This window comes from Marinobacter sp. SS5-14b, from assembly GCF_030541005.1.
In the GTDB taxonomy this organism is placed as follows: Bacteria; Pseudomonadota; Gammaproteobacteria; order Pseudomonadales; family Oleiphilaceae; genus Marinobacter.
The window spans coordinates 15,021-33,603 of record NZ_JASSVM010000012.1 but is presented as its reverse complement, the minus strand read 5'-3'; the positions used below and the strand labels follow the sequence as shown (position 1 = coordinate 33,603).

Sequence of the window (18,583 nt, the reverse complement as noted above, 5' to 3'; positions counted from 1 at the left end):
GTCGCATTAGCAGGATATCTTTAGCATACGAAGCTTGGCCCCAAGCCCAAAAAAACGGAAGATGTCCCATAACTCATAAAGTTACGACTCCAGGTAAAGGATCTGACCTTGACAGTTTTCACCCCAGGCATGCGCGTAGAATGCCGAGACGCAGAGTGGCTCGTTACCCGAGTAGACGCAGCCGGCAGTAACCAGCACCAGATCGTATTCTGCACTGGCGTAGACGACCTAAACCGTGGCCACGAGGCTGCGTTCCTCACCCAGTTGGATCGGCTGAAGGAAGTCGACCCGCGCAAAACCGAGCTGGTGCGGGATGAAACCAAAGGCTATTCCACCGCGCGCTTGTTCCTGGAAGCCCAGTTGAGGCAAATGCCGCTGACAGACCCAGAGCCACACTTTGAAGACATGGGTGCGTTCACGCCCATGGATTACCAGAAAGAGGCCGTTTACCGGGCGCTCCAGCAAATGCGACCACGTTTGTTGCTGGCGGATCAGGTGGGCCTGGGTAAAACCATTGAAGTCGGCATGATCCTGAGCGAACTGATTCGCCGTGGGCAAGGGCAGCGCATTCTGGTGCTTGCGAAGAAATCCATGCTAACCCAGTTCCAGGCGGAACTTTGGAACCGCTTCGCGCTCCCGCTGGTGCGGATGGATTCCGATACCCTCTCTAAATTGCAGCTGAAGATCCCCGCGTCCAAGAACCCGTTTGAGGTGTATCACCGAATCATTATTTCTATAGATACCCTCAAAGACATCGGCCGGTACGCGCACTTTCTCGAAAACACCCGCTGGGATGTGGTGGTCATCGACGAAGCCCATAACGTATCCGGCGGCACCAATCCCGAGCGCCATTTGAGCTACCGCCTGGCACGGCGTTTGTCGCGGCGCACCAACAGCATGATTCTCACCACAGCCACCCCCCATAACGGTAAACGCGAAACCTTCGGGCGCCTGATCAGCCTGCTGGACCCGTCAGCGGTGCCAGACCCGAAGCTACAGGAATACGAAGCGGAGGATATCGCTCCCTTCTTCCTGATGCGGTTTAAGGAAGATGTGAAGGAAGAGGCCGGCAGTAACTTCTCCGAGCGGGAGGTTATTCCCTTGCCCCAAACCACGGTTCAGGCAAGTGAAGCTGAGGAGGATGTATACCAACAGCTGGCACATATCCGCCAACTGGTACTGGATAAGCAGATTGATGCCCAGGCCATTGTAAGTTGGGGGATGTACAAAAGCTTCCTCTCCAGCCCCGAAGCCTGTCGCTCCACGGCTGAGAAACGATTGGCTTATCTGCAAAAGTCCGATCCGGACAGCCGCGAAATTGAGGAGCTTGAAGAGCTGTTGCGCCGCCTGGAATATTTGAATGTCCAGCAGTCCGCCCGTTTCAAGCTCCTGGTCGAACAGTTGGCCGCCATGGGGTGGGATGGCAGTTCCAAAAGCCCGCGACTGCTGATCTTTACCGAAAGCCGTATAACCCAGGAATACCTTGCTCCAGCCTTGGCAAAGCACTTCGGGCAAAGCTTCAGCCCCAGGCAGGAAAAACAGCCAGAGCAAACGATTGCCGCGATTCACGGCGGCATGTCAGACAACGCACTGGCTGCCGCTGTTGAAGCCTTCGGTACGGGCAACAGCCCGGTTCGGTTGATGTTGGCCACAGATGTGGCATCCGAAGGTGTGAACCTGCACCACCAGTGCCACAACATCATCCATTACGATTTGCCCTGGTCCATCATCACGCTGATCCAGCGAAACGGGCGCATCGACCGTTTTGGTCAGAAGTATCCGCCCATCATTCGCTACCTGATGGTCGAGACCGAATCCGGGTTGCTGGAAGGGGACAGTGAGCTGTTCTCGCGCCTGGTCTCCAAGGTCGAGGAAATCAACCGTTCGACCCGTACCGGCGAAAGCGTATTGAAGCTATACGATGCCCGGAAGGAAGAAGAAACCTTCGGCGACAGCCTGGTGAAAGGGGATACCGATCTGCTGGATCGCGAAACCGGCGAAGCAGAAACCGGTGATCTCGAATCCACCCTGAAAGCCGCCAACGAGCTGGCCCATCAGGATTACGCCGACTTCCTGAGCCGTATGCTGGGTGGTGGTGAACCCGACGAGGATGAAGTCGAAGAGGCGGCCGCAAACACCGATAATTCCCGCATCCGGCTCCTCGACAACGGGCAATTCTTCGAACAGGGCTACCGTGTACTGAAAGAACAGATCGGTGGCCCGGACTGGCACCCTCTGGAACACACCGGGCAACAGATCATCTTCACACCACCAAAGGAGCTGGCCAAGCGTTTGGGTGCCCCATGGGTAGATTCAGAAATGGTCTACGGTGCCTCGGCCATGCCGGAAGAAGCCTGGCCAGATGACCAGCAGCTGTTCTTTACGGATAAACCCGAGCGGGTAGACCTGGCCATCAAGGCAGCCCTTGCCCAGAAAGGCCAGTGGTCCAAAGAACTGCTGCTTACCGAGCAGCACCCCGTTATGCAGTGGCTGGCGGAAAAACTGATGATGCTGCAGAAGCGCGGCGAAGCACCGTTGATTGCGTCCCCATTTTTGGAACCGGGCGAATTGCTGTTCTGCTTCATAGGGCAGGTCAGTTCCCGCGCCGGCACACCACTGATTGTTGATCCCCATGCGGTTTCATTCCGCAAGGGTGGCCAGTTCCAGATCCGGCCACTCAAAGAGGCGTTGGATGAAGTCAATTTCGAACAGCTGGCGAATACCGGTAAAACCGGCACCCTGCCAGACCACCTTCTGAAAAGCTTCCTGGGATCGGCGGTGGACCAGAGCGTTACCCACCTCAAGAAGCTAAAAGACCAGCGCAGAGCCCAGATCCGCCCAAGGCTGGATGAAGAGAACGCCCGCCTCAAACACTGGTTTGAACGCTGGGCCGAGCGCATTGATGCCCAGCTGGCCAACCTGCCGCCCGAAGGGCGTCGCGCCACACAGTTACGCCAGAAGCGCGAAGAAATGGAAAAGTACCTGGAAGACCGGCGCGAAAACTGGGAACAAACCCACTACCGCGCCACTGATGAAGCCACCACCCGCCTGGTACTGGTAGTAGAGGGAGTGAAGTAATGTCGTTGGATACCGCGATCAAGAACGTAGGCGACTACTACGCCGCCCATTACCTGGCAGATAAAAACGGCTTCAGCAAAGACATTGCTGACAAGGTCAAAGGCTGGAAAGAGCAGGGTAGCCAGTCTGCCCCGAGAAAACTGGCAGGCCTGAGCGAAACCTACTTCAAAGCCAAAACCGAAGCCCTCAATTACGACGACCCCCTGCTGCGGGTCCGGGCAGAGAACGACATCATCAATCGCTGGCACCCGGCTCTGCTGGAGGCCCTTGGCTACCAGCCCGAACCCTTCGGCCTGGTGCTGGAAAGCGAGCAGAAACAAATTCCTGTACTGCACCGCCTCAACCGCCACAACCAGCCCTGGTTGGTGATTGCAGAAGCCCCGTTCTGCCTGACCGACGGCGACAGTGATGAAGAACCGCTGGAACAGGATGTTATTGCCAGAACCCAGTATGTTGATGGCCTGCCCACGTTCCAGGGCAGCTGGGAAAAAGCCATTGCCCTGCTGCACAAGCAGGAAGATGCTCCGCGCTGGGTCATGCTGCTGGCAGGTGGTCGCATATACCTGTTCGATGCCCACACCTTTGCCCAGGGCCGTTACCTCTGGACTGACCTGGACGAGGCCTACGGCCGGCGCCAGGCAGCCACTTTCGAGGCCATTGCTGCGCTGCTGTCTGACGAAGCACTGGTGCCTCAGGGTGAAAGCGACGAAGTGCTGCATGAACGCCTGCGTGAAGGCAGCCTCAAAAGCACCCACGGAGTATCCGAGAAACTGCAGGGTGCCGTGCGCGATGCCATTGAGGCCATTGCCAATGGTTGGGTGGAAGCTCGCCGGCAGAACAACCTGGGTTATCGCCAGCTCAGTGAGCGGGAAGAACCGCTACCCAATGGCAGCCGGGAAATTACCGCCGAGCAGTTACGCCATGATGCATTGATTTATGTGTACCGCCTGCTTTTCTGCTTTTACGCCGAAGCCCGTGGCGGGGAACTGGGCATACTGCCCATCAATGACGATGTGTACCGCCTGGGCTACAGCCTGGAGTCCCTGCGCGACCTGGTGGATGCCAACGAACCCGGCACCACCACCGAGAACGGCACCTACATTGCTGAACACCTGCAGTGCCTGTTCCAGCTGATTTACGACGGCTTCGATCCGCAGCGGGACGGTACGGAAGAGGAAACCGATGAAAACCTTTTTGGCCAGGCCCCGAGGCAGGAAAGTCTGTTTGGTGCCCCTGCCGGTGAGCAGCTGTCGCTGACCGGCAACGGTGGCCGCCGATCCAAATATACCCCGGGCAAAGTCTTTGCCATCCAGCCACTGACAGCCACGCTGTTTGACCCTCAGGCAACGCCACTGCTAAGCCGGGTGAAACTACCAAACCGCATTCTGCACAAGGTCGTGCGCTGTCTCAGCCTCGGCACCTCTCAGCAAAGCAAACGCATCGGCCGCATTAACTATGCTGAGCTGGGCATTGTCCAGCTGGGCTCGGTCTATGAAGGGCTGCTGTCGTATAAGGGCTTCTTCGCCACAGAAGACCTGATCCAGGTGCACCAGAAGGCGAAGAATGGCAAACCCATGCTTGATAACGCCATCGATGCCAAGGTACCTACCTGGTTCGTTCCGGCCACGCGGGAAAGCGAATTCAAAGCCGGGGAAATTGTGCTGGAACACCGCACCGAGAAAACCCGAATCTACCGCACCGGCGAATTCATTCTGCACCTGAACGGCGTAGACCGGGTAAACAGCGCCTCTTACTACACCCCGGAAGTGCTTACCCGAACCCTGGTAGAAGAAGCCCTGAAAGAGCGACTGAAAGACTTCGGCCCAGAGCAAGCTGACGACATCCTCAGCCTGAAAATCTGCGAGCCGGCCATGGGGTCTGCCGCCTTCCTGGTGGAAGCCATCGATCAGCTGGCTCATCACTATCTGGAGCTGAAGCAGAAACAGCTGGGTAAAAACATCGACCCCAGCAACTACGAAGACGAACTGCGCCGGGTACGTCACTACATCGCTGTTCACAATGTCTATGGGGTCGATTTGAACCCGGTCGCAGTTGAGTTAGGGGCTCTGTCTCTCTGGCTCTCCACCATTCACCGCCTGAAAGTGGCCGATGGCGATGAAGACAGCCAGCCCCTGTTCCAGCCCGCCGCTACACCTTGGTTTGGCTTGCGCCTGCGAGCTGGTAACAGCCTGATCGGTGCCCGCCGCAGCGTCTGGAAAAAAGACCAGCTGTTGCGGGGCAAACACTACGGCAAGAATGCCGAGATCCCGCGTCAGCTCAAGCCCGGTGAAGGCCGCCAATCCGGCGAGATTTACCATTTCCTCGTGTGGGATGAAGACATGGCTCCGGCGGCCAGCGACAAGCTCATGAAGGAGCACTGGCCGGATGAATGTGACGCGATCAAGACATGGCGAAACAAACAGGTCAAAACCAAACTGTCAGTGGAGGAAGTGACTCGCCTAGAGCGCCTGAGCGAGCGCATCGATGAGCTCTGGAAAGACTACAGCATCGACCGCGAGCGGGCGCTAGCGGACACGGCCTGCACCTCCAGTGTATGGCCAACGCCCCAGAACAGTCTGGAATCCCTGCATAATGGCCCAACGCTCCGCCGCCAGGAAGGAATTAAAGCCAGCCTGGAAGCCGAAAGCGGAGCCTTCCAGCGCCTGAAGCTACTGATGGACAGCTGGTGCAGCTTCTACTTCTGGCCTCTGGACCAAAGCGACAATCTACCCTCCCGAGAGGCTTGGCTGGCGGCCGCCGAAGTTCTACTCGGCATTGGAACGGATGATCTGGCCACACGTGCCATGCTGGATATTCAACTGGGTGAGGAAATTGAGTTGGAGGCGCTGTTTCAGGCCAGCGAGCAGAAGCTGCCAGATGCGGAGCATCTGAGTGAGCTGGTGCCCTGGTTTGGGGTAGGGCGCACTGCTACGGCAGAGCAGAACTTTCATCACTGGGAGCTGATTTTTACTGAGGTTCTGGGGCCAAAGGTTCAGGAGGACGTGGCTCCGAATGGCTTTGATCTGATGTTTGGTAATCCGCCTTGGCTGAAGGTTAGCTGGAAAGACTCGCCGTTGCTGAGTGAGTTTGAGCCGCTGTTGGGTGTACGGGACGCTAAGTCCGCCACTTACAATCGCGAGCGTTCCAAGCTTCTCTTGAATGAAAGGCGTCTATTTACCTATCGCTCTGCTTTCGAAAGGGAGGAAGGCAGCAACGTATTTCTCAATGATATTACTCTCTATCCAGCCCTATCTGGAATTCAGACTAATCTCTACAAGAACTTTATTGAGCGAAGTTGGGAATTGCTTGGCGGGCAAGGTATTGCGGGATTGCTACATCCGGAAGGCGTCTTTGATGACGCGACAGGGGGTAGGTTTAGGGACTCGTATTACAAGCGGTTGAAAGCTCACTTCCAATTAAAGAATGAGTTGATCCTTTTTGATGAGGTTCACCACGTCCTAGCGTTCAGTATCAATATATATTCTGGAAGCGAAGGCGAAGTAGATTTTATTGCTATTTTCAATCTATTTGACCCGAAAACGATCATGCAATCCATGAAGGGAACGAAGGAGCTGGACCCCGTTCCTGGTATCAAAAATACGGAGGGAGGTTGGGAAACCCGGGGTCATCCGGAGCGAATTCTTAGGATTACAAAAAAAGAGCTTTTACTCTTTGCAGAACTCTTTGAAGAGCCCGGAACCTGTTGGAAGGAAGCAGGTCTCCCTCAGGTTCATAGTTCTCACCTATTAAAGGTCCTAGAAAAATTTTCTCTGGCACCACAGAGGTTGGGGCACTTAAAGGGCCAGTATATTGCGCTAGAAATGTTTCATGAAGCCAATGCCCAGCGTGACGGCATCATCACTCGCAAAGAGAATCCTAGCTTTCATCCTTCCAAAGCTGATGAATGGGTTATCTCTGGGCCCCATCTTTATGCAGGCACTCCATTCAACAAAACTCCAAGAACCGTTTGCACTGCCAATGGTCATTACGATGCTATCGATTTGGAAAATATTCCAAGCGATTATCTGCCCCGTGCGGTTTACCGTCCTGGAGATGAGAAAGGCGACCTTAGCTCGTTTCATAGCGCCATAGTGGAGTGGCCAAAGCCACGCAAACCAAGTAGCAACCACAACGGCCGGCAGCCTGGTTTTTGGCCCGTCGCTGATGACGAGGTCATCGCCTTTGAAGCCCTGCTGGGAGAGCCGCTAAAGCGCTATGGCGTCTCGACGAATCGCTCAGGCGCGCGTACAGCCCGCCAGTTTGGTTTTTTCTCCCGTTGGGAAGGGGATGTTGGAGGAGCAATTTCCTGGTTGAAGCATCAGAGCCCAGAAGACAACGCTCCAGAGTATCTGCGCCGCTTTGGTTCGATTCGTTTGGAGCAAACACTTCCAAACAAAGCTCAACTGAAGTATTTGCCCAAACCATTAACAGCATATCCGCGCTTTATGGTGCGGGATATGTGTCAGCCTGCAAACGAGCGTACTTTGATGGGCGCATTAATGCCTGCGGGTGCCACTGCACTTGGTTCGGTTCGTTCTTTAGCGATGTTAGAACGATACGATGTAATTCTTTTCAGTGGTTTCTGTTCCTCCATTGTGGCCGATTTTTTTATAAAGCTTAAGGGGCGCGGTCACGTAAAAAACTCAGACTTGGCTACCCTTGTGTTGCCGGTTAAGCCCGAGATCCGTGATGCAGTTGTGGCCAGAACCTTGGCGCTTCAGTGTCTTTCCAATCAGTTCGATGACTTCTACGAAGGTATCAACCTCAATTCTGCCGAGATGGATATGCTCTTTAGTGTCTTCAGTGGCACCTGCTTTGACATCAAAGAACGTCCGACCTTGCGAAATGACATGCAGCGTCGGTTGGCTCAGATCGAGATCGACACTTTATGCGCATTGGAGCTGAATCTGACTGAGGCTGAACTGATTCAAATTTTCAAGGTCCAGTTCCCAGTCATGAAAGTCTATGAAGAGGTAGACGAATACGATAATCAGGGTCAGCGACTGCCGAACACAGCACGTAAAGACGCAGGAGGCAAAGAAGTCCGCGCCGCTCGCGTAGACCACGACGGAGTTTCGCCGCTGACTGTTACTTGGGAAATCGATAACAGTAACCAAACCGTCACCAAAACCTTCTACCCACCATTTGCCCATGTCGACCGCATCGAGGATTACCGCACCGCTTACCGCGTGTTCTCTGAACGCCTCGGTCTGACTGATAACAACAAGGAGCCTGCCTGATGGATGCCAAGGCTAGAGACCTGAACCAGATTTTTGATGGAACCATTTCGTTCCAGATTCCGCTGTTCCAGCGCCCTTACGTGTGGAACAAAGAGAAGAACTGGGAGCCCCTGTGGGAAGACATACAGGGCTTGCTGGATTACGAGCTGCAATATGGCCGGCACCGCAAGCACTTCCTGGGGGCGGTGGTCCTGGAGCAGCTCAAGAATGTCGCAGGCTCCATTGAAACCCATCAGGTGATCGACGGGCAGCAACGTTTTACCACGCTGCAGCTGATCATGTTGGCTGCCCGGGATCTGGCCAAGGGCCTGGATAACGAGAAGTATTTTGATCGCTTCAATGACCTGGTGACCAACAAGGCTAGCAAGGTCGACTACGAACATGAGAAATACAAGGTGTGGCCTACCAATCGTGACAGGGATTCATTCAAGGCGCTGCATGAGTCGGGCGCGGTTGAGTCAGAACCCTTTGCGGATCTAACCCTGGAAACGCTCTTCTCTGGCAATCCCGTCGAACCTCATGGTAATCGAATGCAGGAAGGGTACCTCTACTTCTGCAAGCAGATTCGTGGTTGGCTATCGGGTGAGTTCGACGAAGCAGATGAGTTGGAGCAGGAGGTTAATCCCCAGGAACGTCTGGATGCACTATGGAAAGTGATCAGTGGTGGCTTGCAGGTTGTTGTCATCAACCTGGATGACGACGACGAATCCCAGGTGATTTTCGAAACCCTGAATGCCCGCGGCACGCAGCTGCTACCCGCGGATCTGGTCAAGAATTACCTTTTCCGCAAAGCTCAGGCGGATGTCCAGGATATCGAGGATTTGTACAAGCGCCACTGGTCGGCTTTCGACGACGATTTCTGGCGCAAGGAAGTGACCCAGGGCCGCGCCAAGCGCCCGCGTATCGATCTTTTCTTGCAACACTACCTCACCTTGATGATGCGTGAAGAAGTGCGCCCTGCGCATTTGTTTGAATCGTTCAAAGAATACGTGGAAAACCAGCAAGCGCTGGCGGACTTGCCAGAGGATAAGCAGCCGTCTAAGCCCAATCTATCCGTTCTGCCGGTAACCACCGAAGAGCAACTCAAAGCGCTTTCTCGCTATTCCCTGGCGTTCAAGACCTTTGCCGAACCACCGGCGAACTCCCGATTGGCCATGTTCCTCAAGCGCCTTGAAGCCGTAGACACGGCCACGGTCTATCCGTTGTTGCTGCTCGCTTGCGACCAACTGCTGCCAGCGCAACAGCTGGAGTTCGACCGATTCCTCACAGTGCTGGAATCCTTCCTGGTGCGCCGCATGGTATGTGGGCTGACTTCCAAGAACTACAACCGTTTGTTCCTGGATGTGATCAAAACCCTGGATAAGGAAGGTTCGCTCACCGCTGGTGCCTTGAAAGCTATCCTTCAGTCCAGCGATGGCGACAGCGTGCGCTTCCCGACGGACGAGGAATTCAAGACTAGCATTCTGAACCGGCCCATCTACCAGGCTCTGGCACAGTACAAAATTCGCGCCGTGCTGGAGGCCATTGATCAGGTACAGGCGGATCGCAAGAGCGAGAACCTGGAGCTGCCCAATGACCTTACCATCGAGCATGTGATGCCGGTGAAATGGGAGCTGAACTGGCCGATACCTGAAGAGCACCAGGCAGACCCGGAAGCCAAATTACAGTTCACCCAGCAACGGGATCAGGTGGTGCATACCCTGGGCAATCTCACCTTGATTACCGGCAGCCTGAATCCGTCGCTCTCCAACGGCAGCTGGCAGAAAAAGCGCCCGGAACTGGCCAAGTACAGCAAGCTGAACCTGAACCGGTATTTCTACCCAGTGCATGAAGGGGATGACCCGCTTGCAGATTGGAGCGAGGATTCCATTCGCGAACGCGGTCGGGTTCTGTTTCAGGCTGCCAGCAGTGTGTGGCCTTATTAATGCCTCAGCGACCTGGGTCGGGTACAGTAACGCTAAAGATTCTTTGGAAAAGTGACCATGAAACAATTACATGTTGAGCAACTGGCGCAGATAAGGAAGGCAAAAGTCGAGTTTGGCGACCTCACCTTGCTCGTTGGCCCCCAGGCCAGTGGTAAAAGTGTGTTTCTCCAGTTGTTCAAGCTGGTGAAGGATCATGGTCCGATCACTAAAACGCTCAAGCGGTATGGCTACAGTTACGAGCCCGGTGCCTCTGAGGGCACCAGCGACCCACTGCTAACCCTTATGTTCGGGGAGGGCATGGGGGCGATTTGGCGCAAGGAGTCGCTAGTGAAGCCGGATGGGAAGCCGGTTGATCTTACCGGGCTGCGTAAGGGCAACGGTAAAGAGCAGGAATCGGTGTTCTTTGTGCCGGCTCAGCGAGTGTTAACGCTGGATCAGGGCCGTCCTCGTAGTTTTGAGAGTTTTGCCGCACTGGATCCGTTTGTGGTGAAAAGTTTCAGTGAGAATTTGCGCAGGCTCATGGAGAAGGGGCTGGGCGGCCAGGACAACCAGCTGTTCCCGATCAAAAGCCGCCTGAAAGAAGTTCTGCGTGATCGCATTGATGACAGTATTTTCCACGGCGCAACCGTCACCCAGGAAGTTCACGACCTGAAAAAGCGCATTGTCATCAACGCGGGCGGTGCTACTTTGCCCTACATGGCATGGTCAGCCGGCCAGCGTGAGTTTATGCCTCTTCTGTTCAGCCTATATTGGCTGATGCCTTCGGCGGGCTCAGCCCGTCGCAAGGGCGTGGATTGGGTGGTGATTGAAGAGCCGGAGATGGGCCTTCACCCGCAGGCTATCCAATCCGTTTTGTTGATTTGCCTGGAGCTGATGCACCGGGGCTACAAGGTGGTGATTTCCACTCACTCCCCGCTGCTGCTTGAGGCGGCCTGGGCAATTCGAACGTTGCAGGACAACAAGGGCACGCCCGAAGCCTTATTTGAGCTGTTCGACCTGTCAAATTCGCCCGGCATGCGAGATGTGTTCAGCGCGGTGCTGTCTGACAAAGTGGTTAAGAGCTTTTACTTTGAGCCGGGTGAGAAGGGCGTCTCCACCCGGGATATTTCCTCTCTGGATCCGTTTTCTGAGGATGACTCCATTGCCGATTGGGGCGGAATAACCCAGTTCAGTAGTCGTGCTTCTGATGTGATCAGCCGGTTGATGCAGGAGGCTGATGAATGACCGTGGAAAAGGAATTTCCGAAGACGATAAAAAAGGATCTTGGAGAGGGAGCATATAAAAAAGGGTTACAGGCGCTGAAGGCTGCGGACCGAGCACTCGTAAAGCCCAGCAATGCGCGCCTTTGCCACGGCAGTGCCGATATCGACTCCAGCCTGGCGGCCCAGCAACCCCAAGCATCACGCTGGGATTATGTGATAGCTCACGATCAGATACTTAACTTTGTTGAAGTGCACCCCGCCCATACCTCGGAAGTGAGCCAGGTAATCAAGAAAAAAGAGTGGCTGATGGCTTGGTTGAAAACTGCCGAAACGGGCAAGCTGGATGCGCCTAGGCATTTTCATTGGGTAGCCAGTGGCAAAGTTGCCATTACTCGCAATAGCAAGCAGGCCCGCGCCGCAGCACAAAAGGGCCTCATGCCTGTTCGTCAGCTCGCTTTGTAAGCCTATAACAATCGATTTCAGGAAGTACGGTTATGTTACCCGCCACCTTGGCATTGGAAGTCAAAAAGCAGGTTCTCCACTATCTGGGTGCCACCTTTCACATTCGCCATTCTGAGACAGAAAGGGCGCTTGAGGCTTTTTTTACGCACCCGGATGAAGGCCTTTTCAAGGGGCCCTGGTTACAGCTGAAGCGGCCATTTCGGCTGGAGAAAGCGGATACCTCCAGCCTGTTTGACTTGCATGTGCCCTGGGTGCCGTTCAAGCATCAGGCCCAGAGTTGGCAGCGCCTGACTACTCGCGGTGGCAAGGTGCCTGCGCCGACCATTGTGACCACCGGAACCGGGTCCGGTAAGACGGAGTGCTTTCTGTATCCGCTGTTGGACCACTGCCTGCGGATGAAACAGGCCGGTAAGGATCAGGGCATTAAAGCGATTGTTCTCTACCCAATGAACGCGCTGGCGGCCGACCAGGCCAACCGTTTTGCTGAGGAGATTCTTACCTCTGACCAGCTGAGTTATGACCACAACGGCGAACGTAAGGCCCGTATTCGTGTGGGCATGTACACCGGGCGTATGACCCAGACTTCCAGCAAGGACGACGGGGCGGAGAAAGATACCTTTCAGGAAATGACGATTATTCCGGACCCTGCAGGTGGCGGAAAAATTGCCTATCGCTCGATAACTAACCGTGCGGCCATGCAGGAAAATCCCCCCGATATTCTGCTGACCAACTACAAGATGCTGGATTACCTGTTGCTGCGACCGAAAGACACCAGCATCTGGCGGTTCAATCAGGATGATCCTGAACTTCTGCAATATCTGGTGTTAGACGAGCTGCACACCTATGACGGTGCCCAAGGGGCCGATGTTGCCTGTTTGATTCGCCGTTTGAAGGAACGGTTCCAGATTCCCCAGGGCAAACTCTGCATGGTAGGCACCAGCGCGACAGTCGCTGGCGGCGATGATGAGCACGACATGGGGCCCATTTACAAACTCTGCGAGTTTGCCAGCACCCTGTTTGAGGAAGTCATTACCCATGATGTGGTGATCAAGGAGGACCGTTATCGCATTGAGGAAGTGGTTCGCACGCCTGTCCGGGATGTCGAAACCTATCCGCTCGCAGAAGATTGTGTGCCAGCACACCGAGAGGATGCCCAGAGCTACGCTCGCAGAGTGGCTGAGCTGTTTGGCGGACCGGCTTATCCGGTAGCGATAGATGACCCCAAGTGGCCTGAGTGGTCAACACAACATGACCAGCTGGCATCTTTCCTACCCAAACTGAAGCCGGAGGATTTGTGGGGCGTTGCGGTTGGGGAGTGGATTCGTAAACACCCGCTGTTTCATTTGTTGCTGAAGGTTACCGAAGCGGGCGCGGTGTCCTGGTTCGACCTGCTCCGCGAGATCAGTAAATCGGACATGACTTTCACGTTCCGTGCTGTGGGTGATACGCAGGCGCGGGGTGAAGTGTTGATGGCCTTTCTTGCCTTGGTAGCCCAGGCCCGTGAATTGCGTAGTGGCAAACCTTTCCCATTGGTACCGACCCAGGTGCAGTTGTGGCTGAGAGAGCTGCGTCGTATTGGCTCGCTGGTTAGCCAGCACCCAATGTTCACCTGGCTGGACAATAAGCTTCAGGAAGGTAAGAAGCAGCTGCCCATCGTACATTGTACTGAGTGTGGCGAGGTGGCCTGGGTGGGGCTGCGGGACCCGGATATGGATTCGGTCATCGGCCAGCATGGTATAAATGGCATGCAACTGCGGGACGATGTTCGGGAAATCTATGAAGCCTGGGGCTTTGAACGCGCACCATCTCCATCGCTGGTAATTCTGAGCCCCTGGCGAGACGGAGATGACCCTATATCAGCGTCCGGACAGCAGCAGTTGGATGCGGTGAAGTGGCATTTGGCCGCCAGTTCGCTGGTGGTTAGGGAAGGTCCGGGGCCGTGCCCCATTACGGACGAGAAAACCTTTCCGGTGAAAATGGTTCATGAACCGTACAGTCTGGAGAACGGTGCTCGCCGTGGTACTCGCCGGTGCCCGCACTGCCACGAAAATGAAAGCCTGATGTTCATCGGTAGCCGTGCGGCGACCATCTCCAGCGTGGCAATCGACGAGGTGTTCGGATCGGTTCTTAACAACGATCCCAAACTGCTGGCATTTACGGACAGTGTTCAGGATGCCAGCCATCGTGCCGGCTTTTTCTCGGCCCGTACCTACCACTTTACTCTGCGTACCGCCTTGCAACATGTGATTGATGAGGCGGGCGATGAGGGTGTTCCCTTGCCAGAGGTCGGCCAGCGTTTGATCGACTACTGGGGTGCCGATAGACCGGGCAGGCCCGGAACCGCCAAGCAGGCTTTGGAAACCCTGATTCCTACGGACTTGCGGGAATATGACGATTACGTGGATTTCCGCAATCGACTTGAAGCCAGAGAGATACCGCCCAAATTGCTGGGAGACATCACCCGGCGGCTGACCTGGGAAGCGACCAGCGAGTTCAGCCTGATGCTGACCCATGGCCGAACCATGGAGTTACATGCCAGTGCAACCCTGGGGTGGGTGCCAGAACTGGTGGAAGAAACGGTTTCACAGCTGAAAGCACGGCTGCCGGCCATCAGCCCCAAGCTGGAGGCTGTGTCGTCCGAAGACATAACACTTTGGGTGCTGGGTATTCTGCACCGGCAACGAGAGCGGGGTGGTTTGTACCACCCGTATCTTGGCAGCTATGCGGCCCAGAGGTTCTGGGGTAAATATCCGTTCGGTAAAACCATTGCTGGCCGGGAAACCTATCCCCCTCAGGGCAAATACAAACCCCGGCTGATGTGCACGCAGCCGAACAAAGATCACGATCATATCCTGGCACCGGCTAAGCCTCACCAGATGTTGCCCTGGCACCTGAAATGGGCTAGGAAGGTTATGGAGTTGCCGGGTATAGACGACGCCACTCTGGTGGATCTTGTTAATGCCTTCCTGAAGACCGGAGACAGCACCGGTTTGCTTCGCGAAGTGCATGCGGATGGCGAACAGCATTTTTACGCCATTAATGATCAGGCGGCTCGCCTGTACCCAAACGGAGAGAAGCTGATTGCGCCCAACCGGGGCTATAAGCTGTTTCGGCCGGAATGGGAGGCGCGCTTATGGACTGGCGCGGCGAGCCTGGCTTATCTCGACGACGAGGGTTACTACGAGCCCGGTGAGCTGACGGACAGGGAAGGTTACTACCGTACTCGTTACCGGAAAGGGGCGTTACGCCGGGTGTTTGCCCACGAGCATACCGGACTTCTTGCAACGGCAGAGCGGGAGGCGCTGGAGTATTCGTTCAACAAGGGAAGCCATGCGGATGATCCCAACGTTCTGACGGCTACATCTACCTTGGAGATGGGTATCGACATTGGTGATTTGTCGACCACGATGTTGTGTTCCATCCCTCCGACTACGGCTAGTTACCTGCAGCGCATCGGGCGGGCGGGGCGTAAAACCGGTACAGCGCTGGTGCTTAGTGTCATTAACCAGAGGCCTCACGATCTTTTCTTTTATTCCAGGCCGGACGCGCTGATTTCAGGGGATATCGAGCCGCCTGGTTGCTGGCTGGATGCCAGCGCCGTTTTGGTTCGCCAGTACTTGGCATTTTGTTTTGATCAGGGGGTTCGGGAAGGAATTCTGGCTGATCTCCCGGCTACCGGTAAACAGCTGATTGATGAGATTATCGAAACCAAGTCGGGCCATATTCCAGAGTTATTGGCCTGGGTTCTCGAAAACGAGCAGACCCTTCAAACCCGATTCCTTGAGCGCTTTAAATCTAATGCCAAGGACGATACTCAGCAGCGATTCCTCGCCGAATCCCGGACGGAGCGCTTACGGGAGCGTATTGAGAAAGCTTCCGCCGAATTCCGTCAGCAGCGGCTGTTGCTTGAGAACGCCAAGCGGCGTTTAAGAGCGCAAAAGGAAAAGCTGGACGGGGCTGTTGATAACGCAGATTTGCTGGAGATTGAGAGAGAGGAACGAATTCTCAATGCTCGTCAGCTGAAGATGAACCAGATAAGTGCGCTGGAAGTGCTGACGGAACATGGGTTGTTGCCCAACTACGCATTCCCGGAGCGCGGCGTACGATTCTCCGGGGCCGTGTTCCATCGCAAGCCTAAGGGTACTGCTGGTGACCACGAATTACGCGTTCGTGAGCCGTTTGAGCTGGTACGCGGCGGCTCCGCTGCGATTCGTGAGCTGGCTCCCTGGAACCATTTCTATACCCATAGCCATCGGTTTGACATTCAGCAGATTGAAATCGGCTCCAAGAGCGAACCCTTGATAACCGAGTGGGGTGTTTGTGGCCAATGTGGCCATATGCGGATGACGGACGATATCAATCGCCCAGAGGCTGTTCCCGCGTGTCCACAATGTGGTTTCGACGGCATTGAAGGGCAAACAGTCAAAGGCCAGCAGGCTAATTTCCTGGAATTCTCGCGTTCCCAGGCGATTTCTTACATGGAGTTTTATGACAGCCTTTCCGGCGACAAAGGCGATGAGCGCGAGAACGAGGTGTACCAGTTGGTCAATTCCTTCGACCAAACGGTCGAGCAGGCTAGCGGGGCTGTTGCAAATGACAAACTGCCCTTTGGTATTGAGTACCGCGCTGCGATGGTGCTGCGCGAGGTCAATGCGGGCTTCAAGGACCAGCACCGTGACCTGGCTTTTGGCAATGATGTAAAAGTGTCCAGCGAAGGTTTCGTCGTCTGTGCGGACTGCGGTGTCGCCGTGAAACCGGGAGAAACCAGAGATAAGGTTAACCACCGCAGAAGCTGCTCCGGCCATCGAGAGACTCAAAAGCGTAAGCGCGAAGGGCGCATGGAGGACGCTTACAGATGGGAAAAAGTTTTTTTGTACAGAGAGTTGCGTTCTGAGGCCATCCGGTTGTTGCTTCCGGATGTGGAGCCTGAAGACCTGTCGACCCTTGAAGCTGCAATTTATCTTGGGATGCGTTTGCGCTTTCAGGGCGACCCTGGGCACCTTCTGGTGAAACAGCAGATAGTTCCGAACCTGAACGACGGAACTACCCAGAACTATCTGGTTTTGATGGATGCCGTGCCGGGTGGTACTGGCTTTCTTAAAGAGCTGTTCCAGACTCGCGATGATGCAGACCGTTCTGGTGAAGGGGTTATGGAAGTGCTGCGGCTTGCTTTGGCAGAGCTGGAGACGTGTCGTTGCCGTGAGTTGCATCAGACCGAAGACGATACGGATGGTTGTTACCGGTGCCTGCGGACCTACCACATGCAGTTCCGTGCCGATGAGATATCCCGTGAGCGAGGCATTCGCCTGCTGAAGAAACTCATTGCTGCCGGTATGGAACGCGAAACAAAGGCAGAGCTGGACGAAGTTAAGCCGAAAGCCCAGTTTGAGAGTGTTCTGGAAAAAAGGTTTGTTACCAAGCTACAGGATTGGGTGCAGGAGAATGGCAAGCCAGACGACTGGCGCGATGAGCTTATCGGTGGCGCAACCGGATTCCGCTTTACATTGGGGGATGGTCGGCTCTGGTCTCTTCAATTGCAGCCACAGTTGGGCAGTCCGCAAGGTGTGGCTGTGCAGTGTCAGCCAGACTTCCTACTGACTGCGGATGATGAAGTTTGCCGACCGGTGGCGATTTTCCTTGATGGTTTCGAGCCTCACGTTAAACCGACTGAGCCGACTTCGGGCTTAGCTGATGATATACGTAAACGACGATCGGTATTGGAGAGCCAGGGGTATTGGGTGTGGTCCATCAGTTGGGACGATCTGAGCGAGGAGAATGGCGAGCGGTTCCGTTATCTTGATAGGCAGGTCACCGATGTTATTTTGCCCAAACGCATTGACGATATTGGAGGTAAGGCGGCTCTTCGCTCTATAAGCGGGCATGCATTCAGCCAATTCAAAGCGTTTCTGCGGGTGCCAAATGATGATACCTGGCGAAAGGTTGGTCAGGAGACATTGGGCTTCACGCTGATGCTGATGGCGGGTCAAGGCATTGGGCAAGATGCCCGGGAAACATCTGAAAAGTTGCAGATGTGGAGGCAGGGATATCCCGTGCCAGCACCCGGAAAAGTTGATAATCCGGAGTGGACGTGGATCGCTCAGAATTTGAGTATCAGCAACGATTTGTTTGCTTACGGGCTTTCGGAGCAGTTGATTCAGTCGGATTACACCAACCTATACAGTGAGCTGCGTCTGGGGGATTCAGAGGCGGAGCGTTCAGGTACCGAAACCTTCAAACTGCGTTGGCGACGCTTCCACGCATTGATGAACTTGTTCCAGTTCATGGGCAATGTGATGTTCTATACCACGTCTGAGGTGGAGGATGGGGTAATCCCAGAGCCTACACTGACGCCTCAGGTAAGTTTGGATGAGCAATGGCAGGAGCTGCTGGACGATGCCATTGTGCCGGTTAAAAAATTGATACCACATCTCGCCGCAGCGAGTGTTGAGCTGCCGGAAAGTGAATACTACAGCGATGATCTGTCTGATATTTATTTTGCAGAACTGGCATGGCCAGAGGCGGCCGTACCCATTGCCATTCTGGCAGGGACTCAGGAAGAGTTCGTTGGTCAGTGGCAAGGAGCCGGATGGCAGGCGATAACTCTGAAAGATATCGAAGAGCGCGGGGAGCAGTGGTGTATTGACCAGCTGCCGAAACAAAAAGGAGGAGAATAAAC

6 protein-coding genes are annotated in these 18,583 nt (G+C 55.0%); all 6 read left to right on the top strand.

The features are described 5' to 3' along the window. The first annotated feature begins 108 nt into the window (after positions 1 to 108). From QPL95_RS17425 to QPL95_RS17400, 6 genes are read left to right on the top strand one after another with little or no spacing between them, the layout of a single operon-like run. A complete protein-coding gene (locus QPL95_RS17425; RefSeq protein WP_303292199.1) occupies positions 109 to 3,078 on the top strand; it encodes a DEAD/DEAH box helicase in 2,970 nt (989 codons plus the stop codon). Further along, a complete protein-coding gene (locus QPL95_RS17420; RefSeq protein WP_303292198.1) occupies positions 3,078 to 8,318 on the top strand; it encodes a hypothetical protein in 5,241 nt (1,746 codons plus the stop codon). Before QPL95_RS17425 ends, QPL95_RS17420 begins: the two co-directional genes overlap by 1 nt. Then, complete coding sequence (locus QPL95_RS17415; protein WP_303292197.1) at positions 8,318 to 10,243, top strand: DUF262 domain-containing protein; 1,926 nt, start codon at positions 8,318 to 8,320, stop codon at positions 10,241 to 10,243. Before QPL95_RS17420 ends, QPL95_RS17415 begins: the two co-directional genes overlap by 1 nt. A gap of 57 nt (positions 10,244 to 10,300) precedes the next feature. Then, positions 10,301 to 11,467, top strand: coding sequence for an AAA family ATPase (locus QPL95_RS17410; protein ID WP_303292196.1), 1,167 nt, complete (start codon positions 10,301 to 10,303; stop codon positions 11,465 to 11,467). Next, positions 11,464 to 11,907 carry a hypothetical protein gene (locus tag QPL95_RS17405; protein ID WP_303292195.1) on the top strand — a complete coding sequence of 148 codons (444 nt, stop codon included), beginning with the start codon at positions 11,464 to 11,466 and terminating at the stop codon, positions 11,905 to 11,907. Before QPL95_RS17410 ends, QPL95_RS17405 begins: the two co-directional genes overlap by 4 nt. Positions 11,908 to 11,939: 32 nt before the next feature. Further along, positions 11,940 to 18,581: a DEAD/DEAH box helicase gene (locus tag QPL95_RS17400; RefSeq protein ID WP_303292194.1), complete on the top strand. Its 6,642-nt coding sequence runs from the start codon at positions 11,940 to 11,942 to the stop codon at positions 18,579 to 18,581. The last annotated feature ends 2 nt before the right edge of the window (positions 18,582 to 18,583 follow it).

Excerpts from the sequence above, each read along its gene's own strand:
- QPL95_RS17420 (WP_303292198.1), top strand. The coding sequence starts at position 3,078 with ATGTCGTTGGATACCGCGATCAAGAACGTAGGCGACTACTACGCCGCC.
- QPL95_RS17415 (WP_303292197.1), top strand. The coding sequence starts at position 8,318 with ATGGATGCCAAGGCTAGAGACCTGAACCAGATTTTTGATGGAACCATT.
- QPL95_RS17410 (WP_303292196.1), top strand. The coding sequence starts at position 10,301 with ATGAAACAATTACATGTTGAGCAACTGGCGCAGATAAGGAAGGCAAAA.
- QPL95_RS17405 (WP_303292195.1), top strand. The coding sequence starts at position 11,464 with ATGACCGTGGAAAAGGAATTTCCGAAGACGATAAAAAAGGATCTTGGA.
- QPL95_RS17400 (WP_303292194.1), top strand. The coding sequence starts at position 11,940 with ATGTTACCCGCCACCTTGGCATTGGAAGTCAAAAAGCAGGTTCTCCAC.